Genomic DNA, 14,666 nt, shown 5'->3' on the forward strand with positions numbered 1-14,666 from the left:
GGATCGGGTGTCGCGGTCATCCACGAGGCGTACAGGACAGTTTCACAGGTCCATCGCGTAGACCCGGACCTGGCGGCCGGTGTCCGGCTGCACGGTCTCGCGCTCCAGCGACATGCCCACCTTGACCATCACCCGCGCGGACGCCTCGTTGCCGACGACGTGGATGCTGACCAGCCGCCGCAGGCCGAGCTCGGCACGAGTGTGGGCGACAACGGCCTGCGCCGCCTCGGTGGCCAGGCCCCGACCCCAGTACGCGCGGCCGAGCCGCCAGCCGATCTCCACGGCCGGCATGATCTCGGGCAGGAAGGTCGGCACCGCCAGTCCGGTGAAACCGGCCAGCTCGCCGGTCTCTTTGATCTCCACCGCGTACAGGCCGAAGCCGTGCTCGTCCCAGTGCCTCTCGAAGGTGGCCAGACGCTCCGCGGTCGCGGCCCGGTCCAGGGTGCGCCCGTCATGGATGTAGCGCATCACCTCGGGCTGCGCGTTGACCGCGGCGAACCCGTCCAGATCATCGCCTTGCCAGCGACGCAACAGCAGCCGCGGAGTCTCCAGCGATGTGGCATCAAGGGAGCTTGTCAGGTCGGACACGTCCCGTTCCTAGCATGTCGGCGCCCGCCGGGCGATGGGTTTATCCGGCCGGGAAGCTGCCGGTCAGCCGTGCTCGACCGCACGCGTACCCGCTGGATCACGATCGCGCCCGAACCAACCCACGGACCGCGCTCGGCAATCGTGGTCACGGGGGTGCGATTCGTCAGGTGCCCATGATGGCGGTGATCAGGTGGATGCCGGCCTGCGCCGCAACTCTCGGATGACGCCGTGCCGCCTCAGCGCCCAGACCAGGCGGCGGGCGGGGCGGTGCCGCAGAAGCAGCAGCGCTGCCTCCCTGACCAGCGTCAGTCGACGGCCGCGGAACTCATCCTCCGCCACCTTCCACACCAGTGTCCGCATCTCCTGCGACTCGAGGGCGTCGCGGATCTCGGCGCGGACGGCGGGATCGTCCAGAGCAGACCGGATCGACGCCGCGAGCCCCGGCCGGTCGGCGAGGTTGTCCGAGATCGCGACAACGAGGCTGTGCCGGATGTCGTCGGTCTCTATCAGCAGCAGGACCGCAGCGCGGATCTCCGCTGTCTCCAGCGCCGACCGCAGGAGGTCCATTGCCCGGTGCCGCACCTCGTCGTCGTGATCGTCGACGGCCAGAGCCGCGAGCAGGGACGTCACCTCGTCAAGGTCGATCAGGTTCCGCAGGCCAGCCCGGAAGTCGGGTCGTTCCCAGGCGGCGAGCAGCACCTTGACCACGTTGCGATCCATGCCCCCACCTACCCGAACGACACTCGGGACGAAACGAGTGGAACATCTCGACGGAGTGTCAGCGCCGTGCCGATCCCCGGACGCCTACGAGCTGTCGGCGAGGTCAGCCGTCAGACCAGCCACTGACCTTCACGCATCAGGTCGCGGCCGGCGAGCTCGTTCTCCTCGCGCCACGCCTGTATCCGCCTGGGCGTCACCCGGAAGTAGGCGTAGTGGGTCGTACCCACCCGCGCATCCCAGAGTCTCGCGGCGAATGCGTCGGCGAGATCGGAGGGCACGGCCTCTCGCGAGAACGTCTCGACAGCGCCGTCGACGAGCACCACGTCGCGGGTCGAACCAACCGACATCCGTACCTGTCCCGAGGAGGACAGGTTGCGCCCGGTCGGGCTGGACTCGGCTGTCGCCAGGGTGAAGGCCGTGCCGTCCCAGAGGAAGGACAGGGGCACCAGATAGGCGTTGCCGTCCCGGTCCGCTGAGGCGACCCAAGCGTCCAGGTCATGGTTCAGGCGGGCCAGCGTGTCCTGTCGACGCTGCCGCAGGGTGCGCGGTGCTTCGGTGCCCACGGGGATGCTCTCCTTCTTCCGTTCGCGGAGCGCGCTCACGGCTTCCCCGCTTCACAGTCGGCCCGGTTAAGGGTCGGTGTTGAAGCCGGCTTGAAGGCAAGCGGCAGAGCCTGGACCGCACTGTCGGTGCGGGCGCGGTCCTCTACTGGTCGGTCTCGCGTAGACCCTGTTCCCACCGTTGCCGACGCTGCTCCAGTGTCTGCTCCCACCACGGGGTGCCGCGCTCGCCGAGCGCCACCTTCGCGGTCTGCACACGTGCGCGCGCCGACGCGGGATCCTCGCCGCGGCGCTTGGCCCGCCCGACGTCCCGCCTCGCTGCCATGAGTGCCCGGCGCAAGGCCGCCGCCACGTGCTCGGGGATGGCGGGGTCGGTCGCGCGCCACCGACGGCCGGAGATGATGAGGAAATGCCCGTCGTCGGTGGTCGCGGGACGCTCTGCCTCGGCCATCGGACCGCCTCCTCCGACGCCTCTGCCAACGTCGCGCGTCGTCGACCACAGTTCATCACGCCGCGAGATCATGCGCCGATCCGCCGCTCGTGCCGGTTGGCGCTTCGCCGCCAAGGCCAACGATGATCGACGGCGTCCGGGCCGTACCTGATCCCGGTCTGCCACGCGGTCAGCCCAGCGCGGCCGCCTTGCGCAGCAACACCGAGCGTTCGCGTTGGTTGGCGCACAGTCGGGCCGCGAGCTCCAGCTCGGCGCGCGCCTCTTCTCGCCGACCGAGGCGGGCCAGCAGCTCGCCGCGTACGGTCGGCACCAGATGTGAACCGGGGAGCCGGTCCAGGGCGATCAGCTCGTCCACCATGGCCAGGGCCTGCTCCGGACCCGAGGCCATGGCCACGGCGACGGCCCGGTTGAGCTCGACCACCGGCGAGGGCGCGATCCGGCCGAGTGCCTCGTAGAGCACCACGATCCGGTCCCAGTCGGTCGCCTGCACCGACGCCGCCGACGTGTGGGCGGCGGCGATCGCGGCCTGCAAGCCGTACGGGCCGAGCCCGCCAGCGGATGCCCTGGTCAGCGCGGCCAGCCCGCGGCGGACCGCCGAGAGGTCCCACCGCTGCCGGTCCTGGTCGGCCAGCAGGATCGGCGCGCCATCCGGGCCGGTTCGGGCCGGGAAACGTGCGGCCGTCAGCTCGCACAACGCGAGCAGACCGTGCACCTCCGGTTCGTCCGGCTGCAGCGCGGCAAGCGTGCGGGCCAGCCGGATCGCCTCGTACGCGACGGCGGGCCGCAGCAGCCGGTCGCCGGATGTTGCCGTCGATCCCTCGGTGAAGATCACGTAGACGACGCTGAGCACACCGCCCAGCCGTTTCCGGCGCTCACCGGCGGGCGGCAGCTCGAACGGCACCCCGGCCGCCGCGATCGTCTTCTTCGCCCGGGTGATGCGGGCCTGCACGGTCGGCACGGGTATCAGAAACGCGCGGGCGATCTGTTCGGTGGACAGGCCGCCGACCACGCGCAGGGTCAACGCCACCCGGGCCTCGGGGGAGAGCACCGGATGGCAGCTGACGAACATCAGCGCCAGGATGTCGTCGTCGATCCGGTCGAGGTCGATGTCCTCGTCGACCACCGGCTCGACCGCCAGCAGGGCGTATCGATCCTGCAGGGCGGCCCGGCGGCGAATCGCGTCGATCGCCCGCCGCCGGGCCGTGGCCATCAGCCAGCCGGCCGGGTTGGCCGGAGAGGCGAGCGGCCACGACACCAGCGCCTCGGCCACCGCCTCCTGGGCCGCATCCTCGGCCAGCCCGAAATCGCCGGTGAACCGGGTCAGCGCGGCGACGATCCGCGCCGACTCGATCCGCCAGACGGCCTCGACGTCGGCCGTACCCATCAGGTCCGGTCGCTGCTCTCGCGTAGGGTCCCCTCCGTGGCGAACGTCCCGTTGTCGTGCGGGACCTCGTCCTCCCCGGGCACGCGCCGAATCTCTATCTTGGACCCGGGGACCGCCGGAACCCGCTTGGCCCACTCGACCGCCTCCTGCTTCGAGGCGACATCGAGCAGGAAGAAGCCCCCGAACAGTTCCCTGGTCTCCCCGTACGGCCCGTCCGTGACCACCGGGGCCTCGTCGCCGAAGTGCACCACGACGCCCTGGCCCGGATCGTCCAGCCCTTCGGCGGCGACGTAGACGCCGGCCTTGGCCGTATCCTCGATGAACCGGCGGGTCGCCGCCATCAGCTCGTCGACGTCGGCCATCATGGCCGCGTTCGACTCATCGGTGCCCCGCATGATCAGCATGTACTGCGGCATCGCGTTCTCCTCGTCCGGCGGGGCCGCCTCTCGGCCCTCGTCCTCGCACCCACACGTCGAACGAGCGGCCCGCGGATCGACACGGCCCCGGAGAAATCTGTCGCCGCGATGCAACCGAACCCGTCAGACCAGCACTGCGCCCGTCCGAACTGGCCCCTGGCGAATACTGACGCGGACGCCATGCTGATCACGAAGCCTATCGTCGCAGTGTGAGTGCGTGCGGACATGCTGAGCGCCGGTGGAAATGCGACCGGGGCCGGCGCCAGGTGGAAATTTCGGTAGCCGGAAGCCGTGACGGCTGGGAAGCTGCCCCCCATGGTGGCTTCGATCGGCATTCCAGACAGCGATCTACTTTCGGCGGCGCTGGAGCATGCACGCGCGAGCCTTCGACAGATCCCCGACGACGGGTGGGGGCTGCAGGCAACCGGTCTTGACTGGACGTGCCGGGAGACGATGGCGCACATCCTGGATGACCTGGGCGCCTATGCGATGCAGTTGTCCGGGACGCATGGTCATGAGGGCTACGCCCCGCTGATGGAGTTCCCGCTGAACCCCGGGCGACCCTCGTGCACGTTCTGGCCGGAGGAAGAAGGTGGCACACGTGCGGTGCTTGACTGCCTCGACGCCGTTGGAGGTCTTCTGGTCGCGGTGGTTGCCAGCGTTCCCGCCGACCGCACCGGCTGGCATCCGTACGGAAACCCCGACCGCTCGGCCCTGGCTGCGATGGGGATCGTCGAACTGGTCCTGCACACCCGTGACATCGTGGGCGCGCACCACATCGACTACCGGGCGCCGGCGCAGATCGTGGCACCGTGCCTCGATCGCATCTTCGCCCACGCCGCACGGTCCGATGACCCCTGGCACGACCTGCTCGCCGCCACTGGCCGTACTCCGGAGAGCCGAGGACAGGCCTGGCGCTGGGACTCCACCGCCAGGCGTGTCCTCTGAACCACAGGTGGCGCTGGATCAGCTCAGCTCGTCGGTTAGCTGATCCGCTCGTAGGTCAGTGAGAGGTCGTCCTCCCAGTCACCGCCGGCACGGGACATCTCGCCGACGCCGACCATCCGGGAGCCATCCTCGTCGATCACGAGCGTGTTGCGCTGCGCGAAACCGGCCTCATCGCGTGCCCAGACCAGCCGGTTGTCGGTCAGCGTGACGTCGTACCTCCGCGACACGCCGCGCTCGTCGAAGTAGACCATGACGAATGTCGCGGCCGCGTCGTCGCTGCCGAGGACCGCCACTCCGCTCGGGATGCCCTCCTCGTCGATCTCGGACCGCATGAGGAGGAACGCGCCGCCCTCGTGCCAGGTGAACGAGGTACGTCCGTGGAGAGTCGTATCCGGAATCAACGGGTGCGTGCCCGTCGTGCGCCATTCACCGACCAGCACCTCGAACGGCCGAAGAGCCGGGTTGGGTATCAGGGCTTCACCGCCTGTCATGTCCGAGACTCTACGGCTCGTTCAGCCCAGTGGCACCTGTGCCGGCCGGTCGCCGTTCCCGGTGGCACCGACGCCCGGCACGGTGACCGGGGCCGCGATGATCCGGCTCGGCAGCACCGGCGCGTCGCGGCCCGTTCCCCGTCGACCGTCGCCGCCGCCGGACTGCTCGTGGTAGTCCTGTTCCACGTTCACCGACCAGACGTCGTGCGCGCTGCCGGTGGCGATGTTCTCCGCCGTCAGCATCGCGGTCAGCATCGAGTGGTCCTGGTTGTTGTAGCGGTGCATGCCGTTGCGTCCCACCGGGTGCACGTTCGGCACCGCCTCGGCCAGCCAGGCCCGGATCACGTCCACGTTGTGCTGGTAGCGCTCGTCGTACACCGGGTAGGCCTTGGGCATCCGCACGACGTGGCCGGCCTCCACCACGCCGGGCCGGGCCAGCCCGAGCCGCTCCAGCTCCGCGGTGGCCAGCGCCACGAGCTCGGCATCCGGGGTACGCCACATCTCGTCGTCCTCGAAGACGAAGTACTCCAGGCCCAGGCAGGTGCGCCCGTCCTTCACGAGGTACGGCGACCAGGAGCCGAAGTTCTGGATCCGGCCCACCCGTACCCCGGGGTCGTGCACGTAGATCCAGTTGTCGGGGAACGAGAACTCGGCCGGCACCACCAGCGCGACCGTCAGGAAGTCGCGGTAGCGCAGGTCGGCTGCGCAGGCCAGCACCTCCGGCGGCGGCGCCGGGCGCAGCGCGGCCACCAGCTCCGAGATCGGCATCGACGAGATCACGTGGTCGGCCGCCGTGGTGTGCTGCCCGTCCGCGCCGTTGACCGTCACACTGATCGCCCGCCGCCGGCCCGGGTCGCGGTGCACCGCGGTGACCCAGGTGCCGGTCGACAGCCTCCCGCCGCGGTCGCGTACCTGCTCGGCGCAGCGCTCCCACATCATTCCCGGCCCGTACTTGGGGTACTGGAACTGCTCGATGAGGCTGGTCACGTCCGTGCGGTAACGCCGGGGCAGGACCGCGTTGCGGATCGCCGTGGCGAGGGACAGGTTCTTGATCCGCTGGGCGGCCCAGTCTGCCTGCAGCCGATCCGCGGGCATACCCCAGACCTTCTCGGTGTACGTCTTGAAGAAGATCGAGTACAGCCGCCAGCCGAACCGGGCCGACACCCACCCCTCGAAGTGCGACTGGTCCCGTGGCGGACGCAGTCGGGCTCGGGCGTACGAGCCCAGACAGCGGGCGGCCTCCGGCAGTCCGAGGTTGCGCAGCGCGTTCCCCGCGCTCAACGGGTAGTTGAACAGCGCCCCCCGGTAGAAGATCCGGCTCATCCGTGGTCGGGTCAGGAAATCCTCGTCCGGCAGGATCTCGTGCCAGAACGCCTCCACCCGGGGCACCTTCGTGAAGAACCGGTGCCCGCCGATGTCGAAACGCCACCCGTCGCGCTCCACGGTCCGGCTGATGCCCCCGACCACCTCGTCGGCCTCGAAGACCCGTACCGGCAGCCCGTGCCGGAGAAGTTCGTACGCCGCCGTGAGCCCTGCCGGCCCCGCACCGATGACCACCGTGCCGTGCTGCTCGCTCATGCCCCGTACTCCCTGCTCACCGCCATGGTTGAGGCGCCGCGCGTACCCGTTTCGCGGCCGACCTCACCCGGGTCGTGACGGTTTCCGCCTCGGCGGGACGCGCTTCGGCGTACAACAGGAGGGGTGGCGCCCCCGTGACGGGCGGACCGGGGGAGCGGGGCGGATGCGCCGGTGGCGGAGCGGCCGGGGGCACGCGACGGCGCTGGCCATCCGCCTGACCGGAGCGTCCCGGGCCGGGGCGCGGCTCGCCCGACGGGTGCCCGAGCCGTGGCCCTACCTGCTCGGCCTATTCCTCGGGGCGAAGCTGCTGCTCACCCTCGTCGGGCTGCTGGTCCTGCACGCCTGGGAGGGCATTCCCGGCGCGCCGCCGGCCGACGAGGCGTTGATGTGGACGCAGCAGCGGGAGGTCTCCGGGCACCGGTGGATCTCCTTCTGGTTCGCCTGGGACGCCCTGCTGTATCTGCGGCTGAGTGAGCTGCCCCTGACCGGGCCGTGGCGGGACTTCGGTTTCCCCCTGCTCTATCCGTTCCTGGCCCGGCCGGTCGGCGCGCTGCTGGGCGGGGACAACGCGCTGGCCCTGCTGCTGATCAGCAACGTCGCGTTCCTCCTGGCCCTCTGGTACGGCCACCGGCTGGCCGAGCTGCTCCTCGGTGACCCCGACGCGGCCCGTCGGTTCACCCGGTACCTGGTGCTGTTGCCGACCGCGTTCCTGTTCCAGGCCGCGCTGACCGAGTCGCTCTTCGTCTGTCTCGCGCTGGCCGCGTTCTACTACGCGGAGCGCCGACGGTGGCTGCTGGTGGGCGTGCTCGGCTACTTCCTGGCCATGAGCCGGTCGGTCGGCCTTCTCGTGGCGCTGCCCCTGGCCCTGGTACTGCTGCGCCAGCACGACTGGCGCCTCGGTCCGCGTGCCCTGCTCGGCTACCTGCGGATCGGCTGGCCGTTGCTGCTACTGCCCGCAGGCTGGTTCACCTTCATGGCGTTCTGCCATTGGCAGGGCGGGGGCTGGTTCGCCTACCAGCACGCCCAGCAGGCCGGATGGGGGATCAGGGTGCAGAATCCGGTGCCGGTGCTGTGGGGCGGGCTCACCGGGCAGCCGCAGGACGCCGGCCGGGTCTGGTTCGCGGTGGCCGTGTTGGCGGTGCTGGCCGCCGGCTTCCGCCGCCGCGAACTGGCCTACCTGGTGTACGGCGTACTCGTGGTGCTGGTGCCCTTGTCGATGGGCCCGCCGGTCTACCGGAGCCTGCTGCGCTACCTGCTCGCCGCGTTCCCGGTGGCCCTTGTCCTGGCCCGCTGGGCGCGCCGCGCCACCATCGACGTGTGGCTGACCGCGACCCTCGCCTTGGTGCAGGGCGTGCTGTTCGTGCTCTGGCTCACCTACTGGACCCACATGATCATCTGAGTGCCGCCGTGCGGCTGAGCTAACGGAACACCCCGTCCACTTGGCTACAGTGGGAACGGTGACGCCACAAGAGCCCCGGTCCCTGCGCTCCGACGCCCGAGACAACCGCGACCGCATCCTCGACGTGGCCCGTGCCACGTTCGCCCGTGACGGAGTGGACGTGTCGATGCGCGACATCGCCCGGCGCGCCAAGGTGGGCGTCGCGACGCTGTACCGCCGTTTCCCGACCAAGGAGGCGCTGGTCACGGAGGCTTTCGCGGTGCAGATGGTGGCCTGCACCGAGGTGTTCGACGAGGCGGTGGCCGACCCTGATCCGTGGCGTGGTTTCTGCACCCTGATCGAGAAGATCACCGCGATGCAGGCGGCCGATCGCAGCTTCACGGCGGCGATCGTGGCGACGTTCCCGCAGGCGGTCGACGTGGGGCAGGCACGGGAGCGGGTCCTGCGGTCCTTCGCCGAGTTGACCCGGCGGGCCAAGGAGGCCGGTCGGTTGCGCCAGGACTTCGTCCTCGAGGACCTGTTGCTGCTGCTGATGGCCAACGGCGGCATCCGGGCCGCAACACCGGCGGCCGCCCTGGCCGCCTCACGTCGCCTCGTGGCGTTGATGATCCAATCGTTTCGCGCCGACCTTGTCAGCGCGCCCCTGCCACCAGCGGTTCGCCTGCCGCTGCTGGCGGCCTACTAGTCGACCAGCAATCGCCCCATGTCGACGACGATATCGGCCGGAGGTGGGCCATAATTGTCCGAACATAATCGCCGGTCAGTGAACCGAGCCATTTAAATGTGGTATAAGAATTGGGCAGACGCCGCCTGAATCGGGTTGTTGAGGCAGTTTCCTCGCTAATCTTCGGCAGGCCGGCGGCGGTTCCCGTCGCCGGTGGGAAAACGCTTCACCACCGAAAGGCGAAGGATCCATGTCAGTTCGTTCAGACGGCCGTTCGCGGCGTACGGCCAGGCTGCGCGGTCTCGCGGCCGGCGGCGCGGTGTTGCTCGTCCTCACCGCCGCGCTGACCGGGTGCCGGCCGCAGAACGGGGCGACCGGCCGCCCCGCCGCGGCCGCCTCGACCGCCGCGTCGGGCAGCACGCCGGCGCCCGGCGGTTCGGTTCCGGCCGCCGCGCCGACGGTTGCCGGCGCCGAGCCGAGCACCACCGCGCCCGCCCCCAGCCCGTCACCGGCGCGTCCCGGCGCCCCGGAAGGTCCGGGCGCCGGCGCGGGTGTCGGTGGGCCGACCTGGGCGGCCGGCGCGATGCCGCCGACCCAGGGCGGTCGCTACCTGTACGTCTCCAACCGGGGCGACGACCGGGCCGACGGGCGCTCCCGGGCGACGGCGCTGCGGACCCTGCAACGGGCCGCCGACCTGACCGAACCGGGAGACACCGTGCTGGTCGGGGCGGGTGAGTATCGCGCACCGGGCCGGGCCAACGTGCTGGGCGTGAGCCGGTCCGGGACCCCGCAACGCTGGATCACCTACGCCGCGTACCCCGGTGAGCGACCGGTCGTGCGGGCCACCGGATGGCAGGGCATCAACGTCCGGGCCGCGTACGTCACCGTCGCCGGCTTCACCGTGATCGGATCCCGCGGCACGCTCAGCCAGGCCCAGATCGCCAAGGCCAAACGCAACGACATCTCCGACATCGAGGTCACGAGCAACTGCATCGCGGTGGACGAGCAGAAGACGGCCAACCCGCCGCACCGGCCGCACCACGTCGTGGTGTGGGGCAACACGGTGACCGACTGCCCGCTGGTGGGCATCGCGGCGCAGTTCGCGGACTACGTGACGATCTCGTACAACGTCGCGGCCCGAAACGGGTACTGGTCGCCGCTGGGCGGCAGCGGCATCTCGGTCTTCGGCGGCTGGAACTCCGACGGCAACACCGGCTACAAACTGATCGTGCGGGGCAACGTCACCCACGACAACTGGAACATGCTGCCCTGCCGGTGCAGCGGATTCCGTACCGTCACCGACGGAAACGGCATCATCGTCGACTCCCACGACAACGACAGCTACCGTGGGGGCCCACTGTTCCAGAAGCCGTACGCCGGGCGCACGTTGGTGGAGAACAACATCTCCTACAACAATGGCGGACGGGGCGTCAACGTCTTCAGGAGCGACCACGTCGACGTCGTCAACAACACGCTCTACCACAATGCGCGGCACGCGGCGATCGAGACCGACCTCGGGGTGAACCGGGCACACGACGTCCGGGTGGCGAACAACGTCGTGGTCGCCGGCGGCAGTAAGCCGGCGGTGTGGGTGAGCAACGCCGCGGATCTCCGGCTCGCCAGCAACCTGGTGGTCGGAAGGTCGAACGCGCCGACCGACCCGAACGCGTTGACCGGGGACCCGCGCTTCGTCGCCCCGTCCGCCGGCGACTTCCGGCTCAAGCCGGGCAGCCCGGCGATCGACAGCGGGACCTCGGCGCTCGCGCCGGTCACCGACGGCCGACGGGCGCCGCGCGTCGGCCGCGTCGACCGGGGTGCGCTCGAGCGCGGCTGAGACCACTCCCCGGCGCCCGCCCCGCACACCCCTCGGTGCGGGGCGGGCGCGCCGGCTCTCCCTCCCGCCCCGTTCCGTCGGTTTGCCGAATTTCTGTTACGCCAGGCGCAGCAGCGGGGTCCCTTCGGGCGGCCGTCCACACGGACGGGCCGTTCGAAGGGGGAAGCATGAGCCGTGTCGACCGGCCTCGAACGTTGCGCGACCCGGGGCACCGCCGCCGGCGGGCCGACCCGTCTCGACCGGGGGTGGGTGGGCGGTGAACTGGACCGATCTGCTGGCGTTCAAGGTGTTGACCGAGGAGCGTCGCTTCACCGGAGCCGCCACCCGGCTGGGCATCTCCCAGCCGGCGCTGTCGGTGCGGATCGGTCGCCTGGAACGGTCGCTCAGCGCGCGCCTGGTCGACCGCACCCCACGAGGTGCGGTGCCCACCCCGGCCGGTCAGGCGCTCGCCGGCTGGGTCACCGCCACCCAGCGCGGCTGGAACGAGCTCCAGCTGGAACTCGCCGAGTTCGGCGACGCCGCCCGTACGCCTCCGACGACCGTACGGATCGCGGTGTCGCGGCTCCCCGGCAGTCACGTCGTCGACGAGTTGGGGCGCCACCAGCCGGGGGTGGACTGGCGGCTGCGCACCGTGGCCGACCCGGCCACGGTGAGCGAGTGGCTGCGCCTGGGCGACGTAGAGTTCGGCCTCTGGTGTAGCTGGCCGCACACCCCGCAGGTCGACCTGACCGGACTGCGGGTGCTCGCCGTGCGTCAGTCCACACTCACCGTGGCGCTCGCCGCCACGCACCGGCTCGCCGGCGTGCCGCTGATCGAGCTGACCGACCTCGCCGAGGAGGAGTGGGTGGCCAGCGTGGATTCCGAGGTGCGCGACGCGCTGCGGCGCACCTGCCGGCAGCTGGGCGGCTTCAGCCCGGTGATCGGTCACGTGACCGACGACCGGACGCAGGCGGCGGCCCTGGTCGCGGCCGGACGGGCGGTGAGCCTGGAGGTGACGACCGCGCCCGCAGCCGCCGGCGTCGTCCGTCGTCCGGTGCGCGACGCTCCGCCGGCCACGGTGCTGCTGGCCTGGCGGCCCGACGCCGGGCCGGAACGCCTGGTCCGGGACGTGCTGCGCGCACTTGCCGACGACAGTGGACAGGAGGCGACCGCCGGGGTGTCGCAGGCCCCGGCGGCGACCGGCGAGCGGAGCACAGGCGCCGTCGGGCCAGCCCGCGAACAGCAGGAGCAGACACGATGACGTCCGTCGACGAGACAACCCGGCTGGTACACCGTGCTCAGCGCGGCGACCCGGGAGCGCTGGACCGTCTGCTACGCGCCGGCCTGCCGCTGGTGTACAACCTCGCCGCGCGCAGCCTGGAGCCCGCGGACGCGGACGACGTCACCCAGGAGACGATGATCCGAGCGATCCGTGGGCTACCCGGGCTACGCGAACCGGCACGGTTCCGTGCCTGGTTGGCGGCCATCGCGGTGCACGAGACCCGTCGGCGCGGGGCGCGCACCGTCGCCCATCGGCGGGCCGTGCTGCTGATGGACCCGGACGATCTGCCGGGCACCGCGGACGCGACCGACGACGACGCCACACGCCGCCGGGAGCTGGACCTGCAACGCCGGCAACTCGCCGAGGCGACCGGCTGGCTCGACGCCGACGACCGTGAGCTGCTCGGCCTGTGGTGGTTGACCCAGGTCGGCCGGCTCGCCCCCGGAGACCTCGCCCGGACGCTGGGTGTCCCGGCCGCGCACGCCCGGGTCCGGCGGCACCGCCTGCTGTCCCGGCTCGGCACGGCCCGGCGCATCGTGGCGGCGCGGACGGCGGCCCGGGGGCCGGACGGCTGCGCGGCGATGCGACGCCTGCTGGCCGGCTGGGACGGCGGGCCCTCCGGGCTCTGGCGCAAGCGGCTGGCCCGGCACCTGGACGACTGCCCGGCCTGCACGGCAGCCGGCGCTCATCTGCTGCCGGCCGAGCGGCTGCTCGCCGCGACGCCGCTGCTGGTGCCGCCGGCGCACCTGCTCCCGCCGATCGACCATCCGGCGCTGGCAGCGTTCGCCGCCCCCGCCGCCCCGGCCGCCCCCGCCGCCCCCGCCGCCCCGGCCGGTCCCGCCGTCCCTTCCATCGGAGGGCTCGGGCATCCGGTGCGCGCGGTCGTCGGGGTCGCGGCCGTGGGCATCGTCGTGGCGCTGGTGCTCGGCGCGCTGCACGGGCTCAAGGACCTGCCTCCGAAGATCGAGGCCCGAACCCCGGCCGCCGTGGCCCCACCCACCACTGCGGCGCCCTCGACACGACCGTCTGCACCCGTGTCGCCCACACCGGTCGCCGACCGGCCGGGGGCCGGAGCCGGCACCGGCGGCCCGACCTGGGGGGCCACCGACCTCCCGCCCACCAACGGGGGCCGCTACCTGTACGTCGCGGGCTCCGGCGACGACCGGGCCGACGGCCGGTCACGGCGGACGGCGCTGCGCACGCTGGGCCGGGCGGCCACGCTGACCCGGGCCGGCGACACCGTGCTGGTGGACGACGGGGAGTACGCCGACCAGAGCACTTTCGCGGTGCTGCCCATCGAGCGTTCCGGCACTGCCCAGCGGTGGATCACCTGGGCGGCGCTGCCCGGCGCGCGGCCGGTGGTGCGGGCCAGCGCCTGGCAGGGGATCCGGGTGCACGCCTCCTACGTCGTCGTGCAGGGGTTCACCGTCGTCGGTCCGCGTACCGCGTTGCGGGCGACACAGATCGCGGCGGCCGAGCGGGGCGACGTCTCCGACCCGGCGGTCTCCACCAACTGCATCGCCGTCGACGAGCAGCGCACCGCCGACCCGCCGCGCCGGCCGCACCACGTCGTCGTCTGGGGCAACACGGTGAGCGACTGCCCGTTGGCGGGCATCTCGGCGCAGTACGCCGACCACGTGACCATCGCCTACAACGTGGCCGCCCGCAACGGTCACTACTCGCCGTACGGCGGCAGCGGCATCTCGGTGCACAGCAGCTGGAACTCCGACGCGGACACCGGCACCAAGATGATCGTCCGGGGCAACGTGGTGCACGACAACATGAATCTGGTGCCCTGCCTGTGCAGTGGCGCGAGCAGGCGGATCACCGACGGCAACGGCATCATCGTCGAGTCGCTGACCAACGAGGACGTCCGGGGCGCGCCGCTGCGCCAGACCCCGTACGCCGGGCGGACCCTGGTGGAGAACAACATCGCCTATCGCAACGGTGGCAGGGGCATCAACGTCTTCGACGCCGCGCACGTCGACGTCGTGAACAACACCCTGTACCACAACGCCACCCACGCGGACATCGACACCGACCTGGTGCTCACCCGCTGCCGTGACGTGCGGGTGAGCAACGCCGTGGTGGTGTCCACGCCCGGCGCGCCGGCGGTCGCGGTGTCGCGCTGCACCGACGTCCGGTTCAGCCACAACCTGGTCGTCGGTCGCTCCACCGCCCCGGCCGATCCGGCGGGCCTGTCCGCGTCCCCCCGGTTCGCCGACGCGGGTGCCGGCGACTTCCGGCTGGCCGCCGGCAGTCCGGCGGTGGACAGCGGCGTCGCGGCCGGCGCGCCCGAGGTGGACGCCGCCCGGGCGCCCCGGGCCGGGCAGGTGGACCGGGGCGCCCTGGAACGGCGGTGACGCGACACC

At 71.6% G+C, this 14,666-nt stretch carries 14 protein-coding genes; 6 read left to right on the plus strand and 8 right to left on the minus strand.

Going from position 1 to position 14,666, the window contains the following annotated elements:
- Nucleotides 1–42: 42 nt before the first annotated feature.
- The 6 genes from ACLJN9_RS00430 to ACLJN9_RS00455 all read right to left on the minus strand — a co-directional run bounded on the left by ACLJN9_RS00430 (nucleotide 43) and on the right by ACLJN9_RS00455 (nucleotide 4,119).
- The gene (locus tag ACLJN9_RS00430; RefSeq protein ID WP_410808930.1) at nucleotides 43–588 is read right to left on the minus strand and encodes a GNAT family N-acetyltransferase; all 546 of its coding nucleotides are present in this window, start codon (nucleotides 586–588) and stop codon (nucleotides 43–45) included.
- Between the two features lie 186 nt (nucleotides 589–774).
- Nucleotides 775–1,308, minus strand: a complete 534-nt coding sequence (locus ACLJN9_RS00435; RefSeq protein WP_410808931.1) for a hypothetical protein — start codon at nucleotides 1,306–1,308, stop codon at nucleotides 775–777.
- A 110-nt stretch (nucleotides 1,309–1,418) separates the two neighbouring features.
- Entirely contained in the window at nucleotides 1,419–1,871 is a 453-nt protein-coding gene (locus tag ACLJN9_RS00440; RefSeq protein ID WP_410808932.1) for a pyridoxamine 5'-phosphate oxidase family protein, read from the minus strand.
- A 142-nt stretch (nucleotides 1,872–2,013) separates the two neighbouring features.
- Nucleotides 2,014–2,319, minus strand: coding sequence for a hypothetical protein (locus ACLJN9_RS00445; RefSeq protein WP_410808933.1), 306 nt, complete (start codon nucleotides 2,317–2,319; stop codon nucleotides 2,014–2,016).
- A 169-nt stretch (nucleotides 2,320–2,488) separates the two neighbouring features.
- A complete protein-coding gene (locus ACLJN9_RS00450) occupies nucleotides 2,489–3,703 on the minus strand; it encodes an RNA polymerase sigma factor (RefSeq protein ID WP_410808934.1) in 1,215 nt (404 codons plus the stop codon).
- Nucleotides 3,703–4,119, minus strand: coding sequence for a YciI family protein (locus ACLJN9_RS00455; protein WP_410808935.1), 417 nt, complete (start codon nucleotides 4,117–4,119; stop codon nucleotides 3,703–3,705). Before ACLJN9_RS00455 ends, ACLJN9_RS00450 begins: the two co-directional genes overlap by 1 nt.
- Before the next feature lie 315 nt (nucleotides 4,120–4,434).
- Between ACLJN9_RS00455 and ACLJN9_RS00460 the strand changes: the two genes are divergently transcribed.
- The gene (locus tag ACLJN9_RS00460) at nucleotides 4,435–5,067 is read left to right on the plus strand and encodes a DinB family protein (protein ID WP_410808936.1); all 633 of its coding nucleotides are present in this window, start codon (nucleotides 4,435–4,437) and stop codon (nucleotides 5,065–5,067) included.
- 35 nt (nucleotides 5,068–5,102) lie between these two features.
- Here ACLJN9_RS00460 and ACLJN9_RS00465 read toward each other — a convergent pair whose 3' ends face one another.
- Together ACLJN9_RS00465 and ACLJN9_RS00470 are read right to left on the minus strand one after the other, a co-directional pair.
- Nucleotides 5,103–5,558: a hypothetical protein gene (locus ACLJN9_RS00465; RefSeq protein WP_410808937.1), complete on the minus strand. Its 456-nt coding sequence runs from the start codon at nucleotides 5,556–5,558 to the stop codon at nucleotides 5,103–5,105.
- Nucleotides 5,559–5,579: 21 nt separating this feature from the next.
- Nucleotides 5,580–7,136, minus strand: a complete 1,557-nt coding sequence (locus tag ACLJN9_RS00470; RefSeq protein WP_410808938.1) for an NAD(P)/FAD-dependent oxidoreductase — start codon at nucleotides 7,134–7,136, stop codon at nucleotides 5,580–5,582.
- Between the two features lie 163 nt (nucleotides 7,137–7,299).
- Here ACLJN9_RS00470 and ACLJN9_RS00475 point away from each other — a divergent pair, with 163 nt between their 5' ends.
- From ACLJN9_RS00475 to ACLJN9_RS00495, 5 genes are all read left to right on the plus strand, one after another.
- Nucleotides 7,300–8,535 carry a hypothetical protein gene (locus ACLJN9_RS00475; RefSeq protein WP_410808939.1) on the plus strand — a complete coding sequence of 412 codons (1,236 nt, stop codon included), beginning with the start codon at nucleotides 7,300–7,302 and terminating at the stop codon, nucleotides 8,533–8,535.
- 58 nt (nucleotides 8,536–8,593) lie between these two features.
- Nucleotides 8,594–9,220, plus strand: a complete 627-nt coding sequence (locus ACLJN9_RS00480) for a TetR/AcrR family transcriptional regulator (protein WP_410808940.1) — start codon at nucleotides 8,594–8,596, stop codon at nucleotides 9,218–9,220.
- A gap of 229 nt (nucleotides 9,221–9,449) precedes the next feature.
- A complete protein-coding gene (locus ACLJN9_RS00485) occupies nucleotides 9,450–11,033 on the plus strand; it encodes a right-handed parallel beta-helix repeat-containing protein (protein ID WP_410808941.1) in 1,584 nt (527 codons plus the stop codon).
- Nucleotides 11,034–11,289: 256 nt separating this feature from the next.
- Nucleotides 11,290–12,273: a LysR family transcriptional regulator gene (locus ACLJN9_RS00490; RefSeq protein WP_410808942.1), complete on the plus strand. Its 984-nt coding sequence runs from the start codon at nucleotides 11,290–11,292 to the stop codon at nucleotides 12,271–12,273.
- Nucleotides 12,270–14,657, plus strand: coding sequence for a sigma-70 family RNA polymerase sigma factor (locus ACLJN9_RS00495; RefSeq protein WP_410808943.1), 2,388 nt, complete (start codon nucleotides 12,270–12,272; stop codon nucleotides 14,655–14,657). Before ACLJN9_RS00490 ends, ACLJN9_RS00495 begins: the two co-directional genes overlap by 4 nt.
- The last annotated feature ends 9 nt before the right edge of the window (nucleotides 14,658–14,666 follow it).

It is taken from the genome of Micromonospora sp. 067-2, from assembly GCF_046549295.1.
Taxonomy (GTDB): Bacteria; Actinomycetota; Actinomycetes; order Mycobacteriales; family Micromonosporaceae; genus Micromonospora.

Coding starts and splice junctions, on each gene's coding strand:
- ACLJN9_RS00475 (WP_410808939.1), top strand. CDS start 7,300: ATGCGCCGGTGGCGGAGCGGCCGGGGGCACGCGACGGCGCTGGCCATC.
- ACLJN9_RS00445 (WP_410808933.1), bottom strand. CDS start 2,319: ATGGCCGAGGCAGAGCGTCCCGCGACCACCGACGACGGGCATTTCCTC.
- ACLJN9_RS00455 (WP_410808935.1), bottom strand. CDS start 4,119: ATGCCGCAGTACATGCTGATCATGCGGGGCACCGATGAGTCGAACGCG.
- ACLJN9_RS00460 (WP_410808936.1), top strand. CDS start 4,435: ATGGTGGCTTCGATCGGCATTCCAGACAGCGATCTACTTTCGGCGGCG.
- ACLJN9_RS00470 (WP_410808938.1), bottom strand. CDS start 7,136: ATGAGCGAGCAGCACGGCACGGTGGTCATCGGTGCGGGGCCGGCAGGG.
- ACLJN9_RS00495 (WP_410808943.1), top strand. CDS start 12,270: ATGACGTCCGTCGACGAGACAACCCGGCTGGTACACCGTGCTCAGCGC.
- ACLJN9_RS00450 (WP_410808934.1), bottom strand. CDS start 3,703: ATGGGTACGGCCGACGTCGAGGCCGTCTGGCGGATCGAGTCGGCGCGG.
- ACLJN9_RS00485 (WP_410808941.1), top strand. CDS start 9,450: ATGTCAGTTCGTTCAGACGGCCGTTCGCGGCGTACGGCCAGGCTGCGC.
- ACLJN9_RS00465 (WP_410808937.1), bottom strand. CDS start 5,558: ATGACAGGCGGTGAAGCCCTGATACCCAACCCGGCTCTTCGGCCGTTC.
- ACLJN9_RS00435 (WP_410808931.1), bottom strand. CDS start 1,308: ATGGATCGCAACGTGGTCAAGGTGCTGCTCGCCGCCTGGGAACGACCC.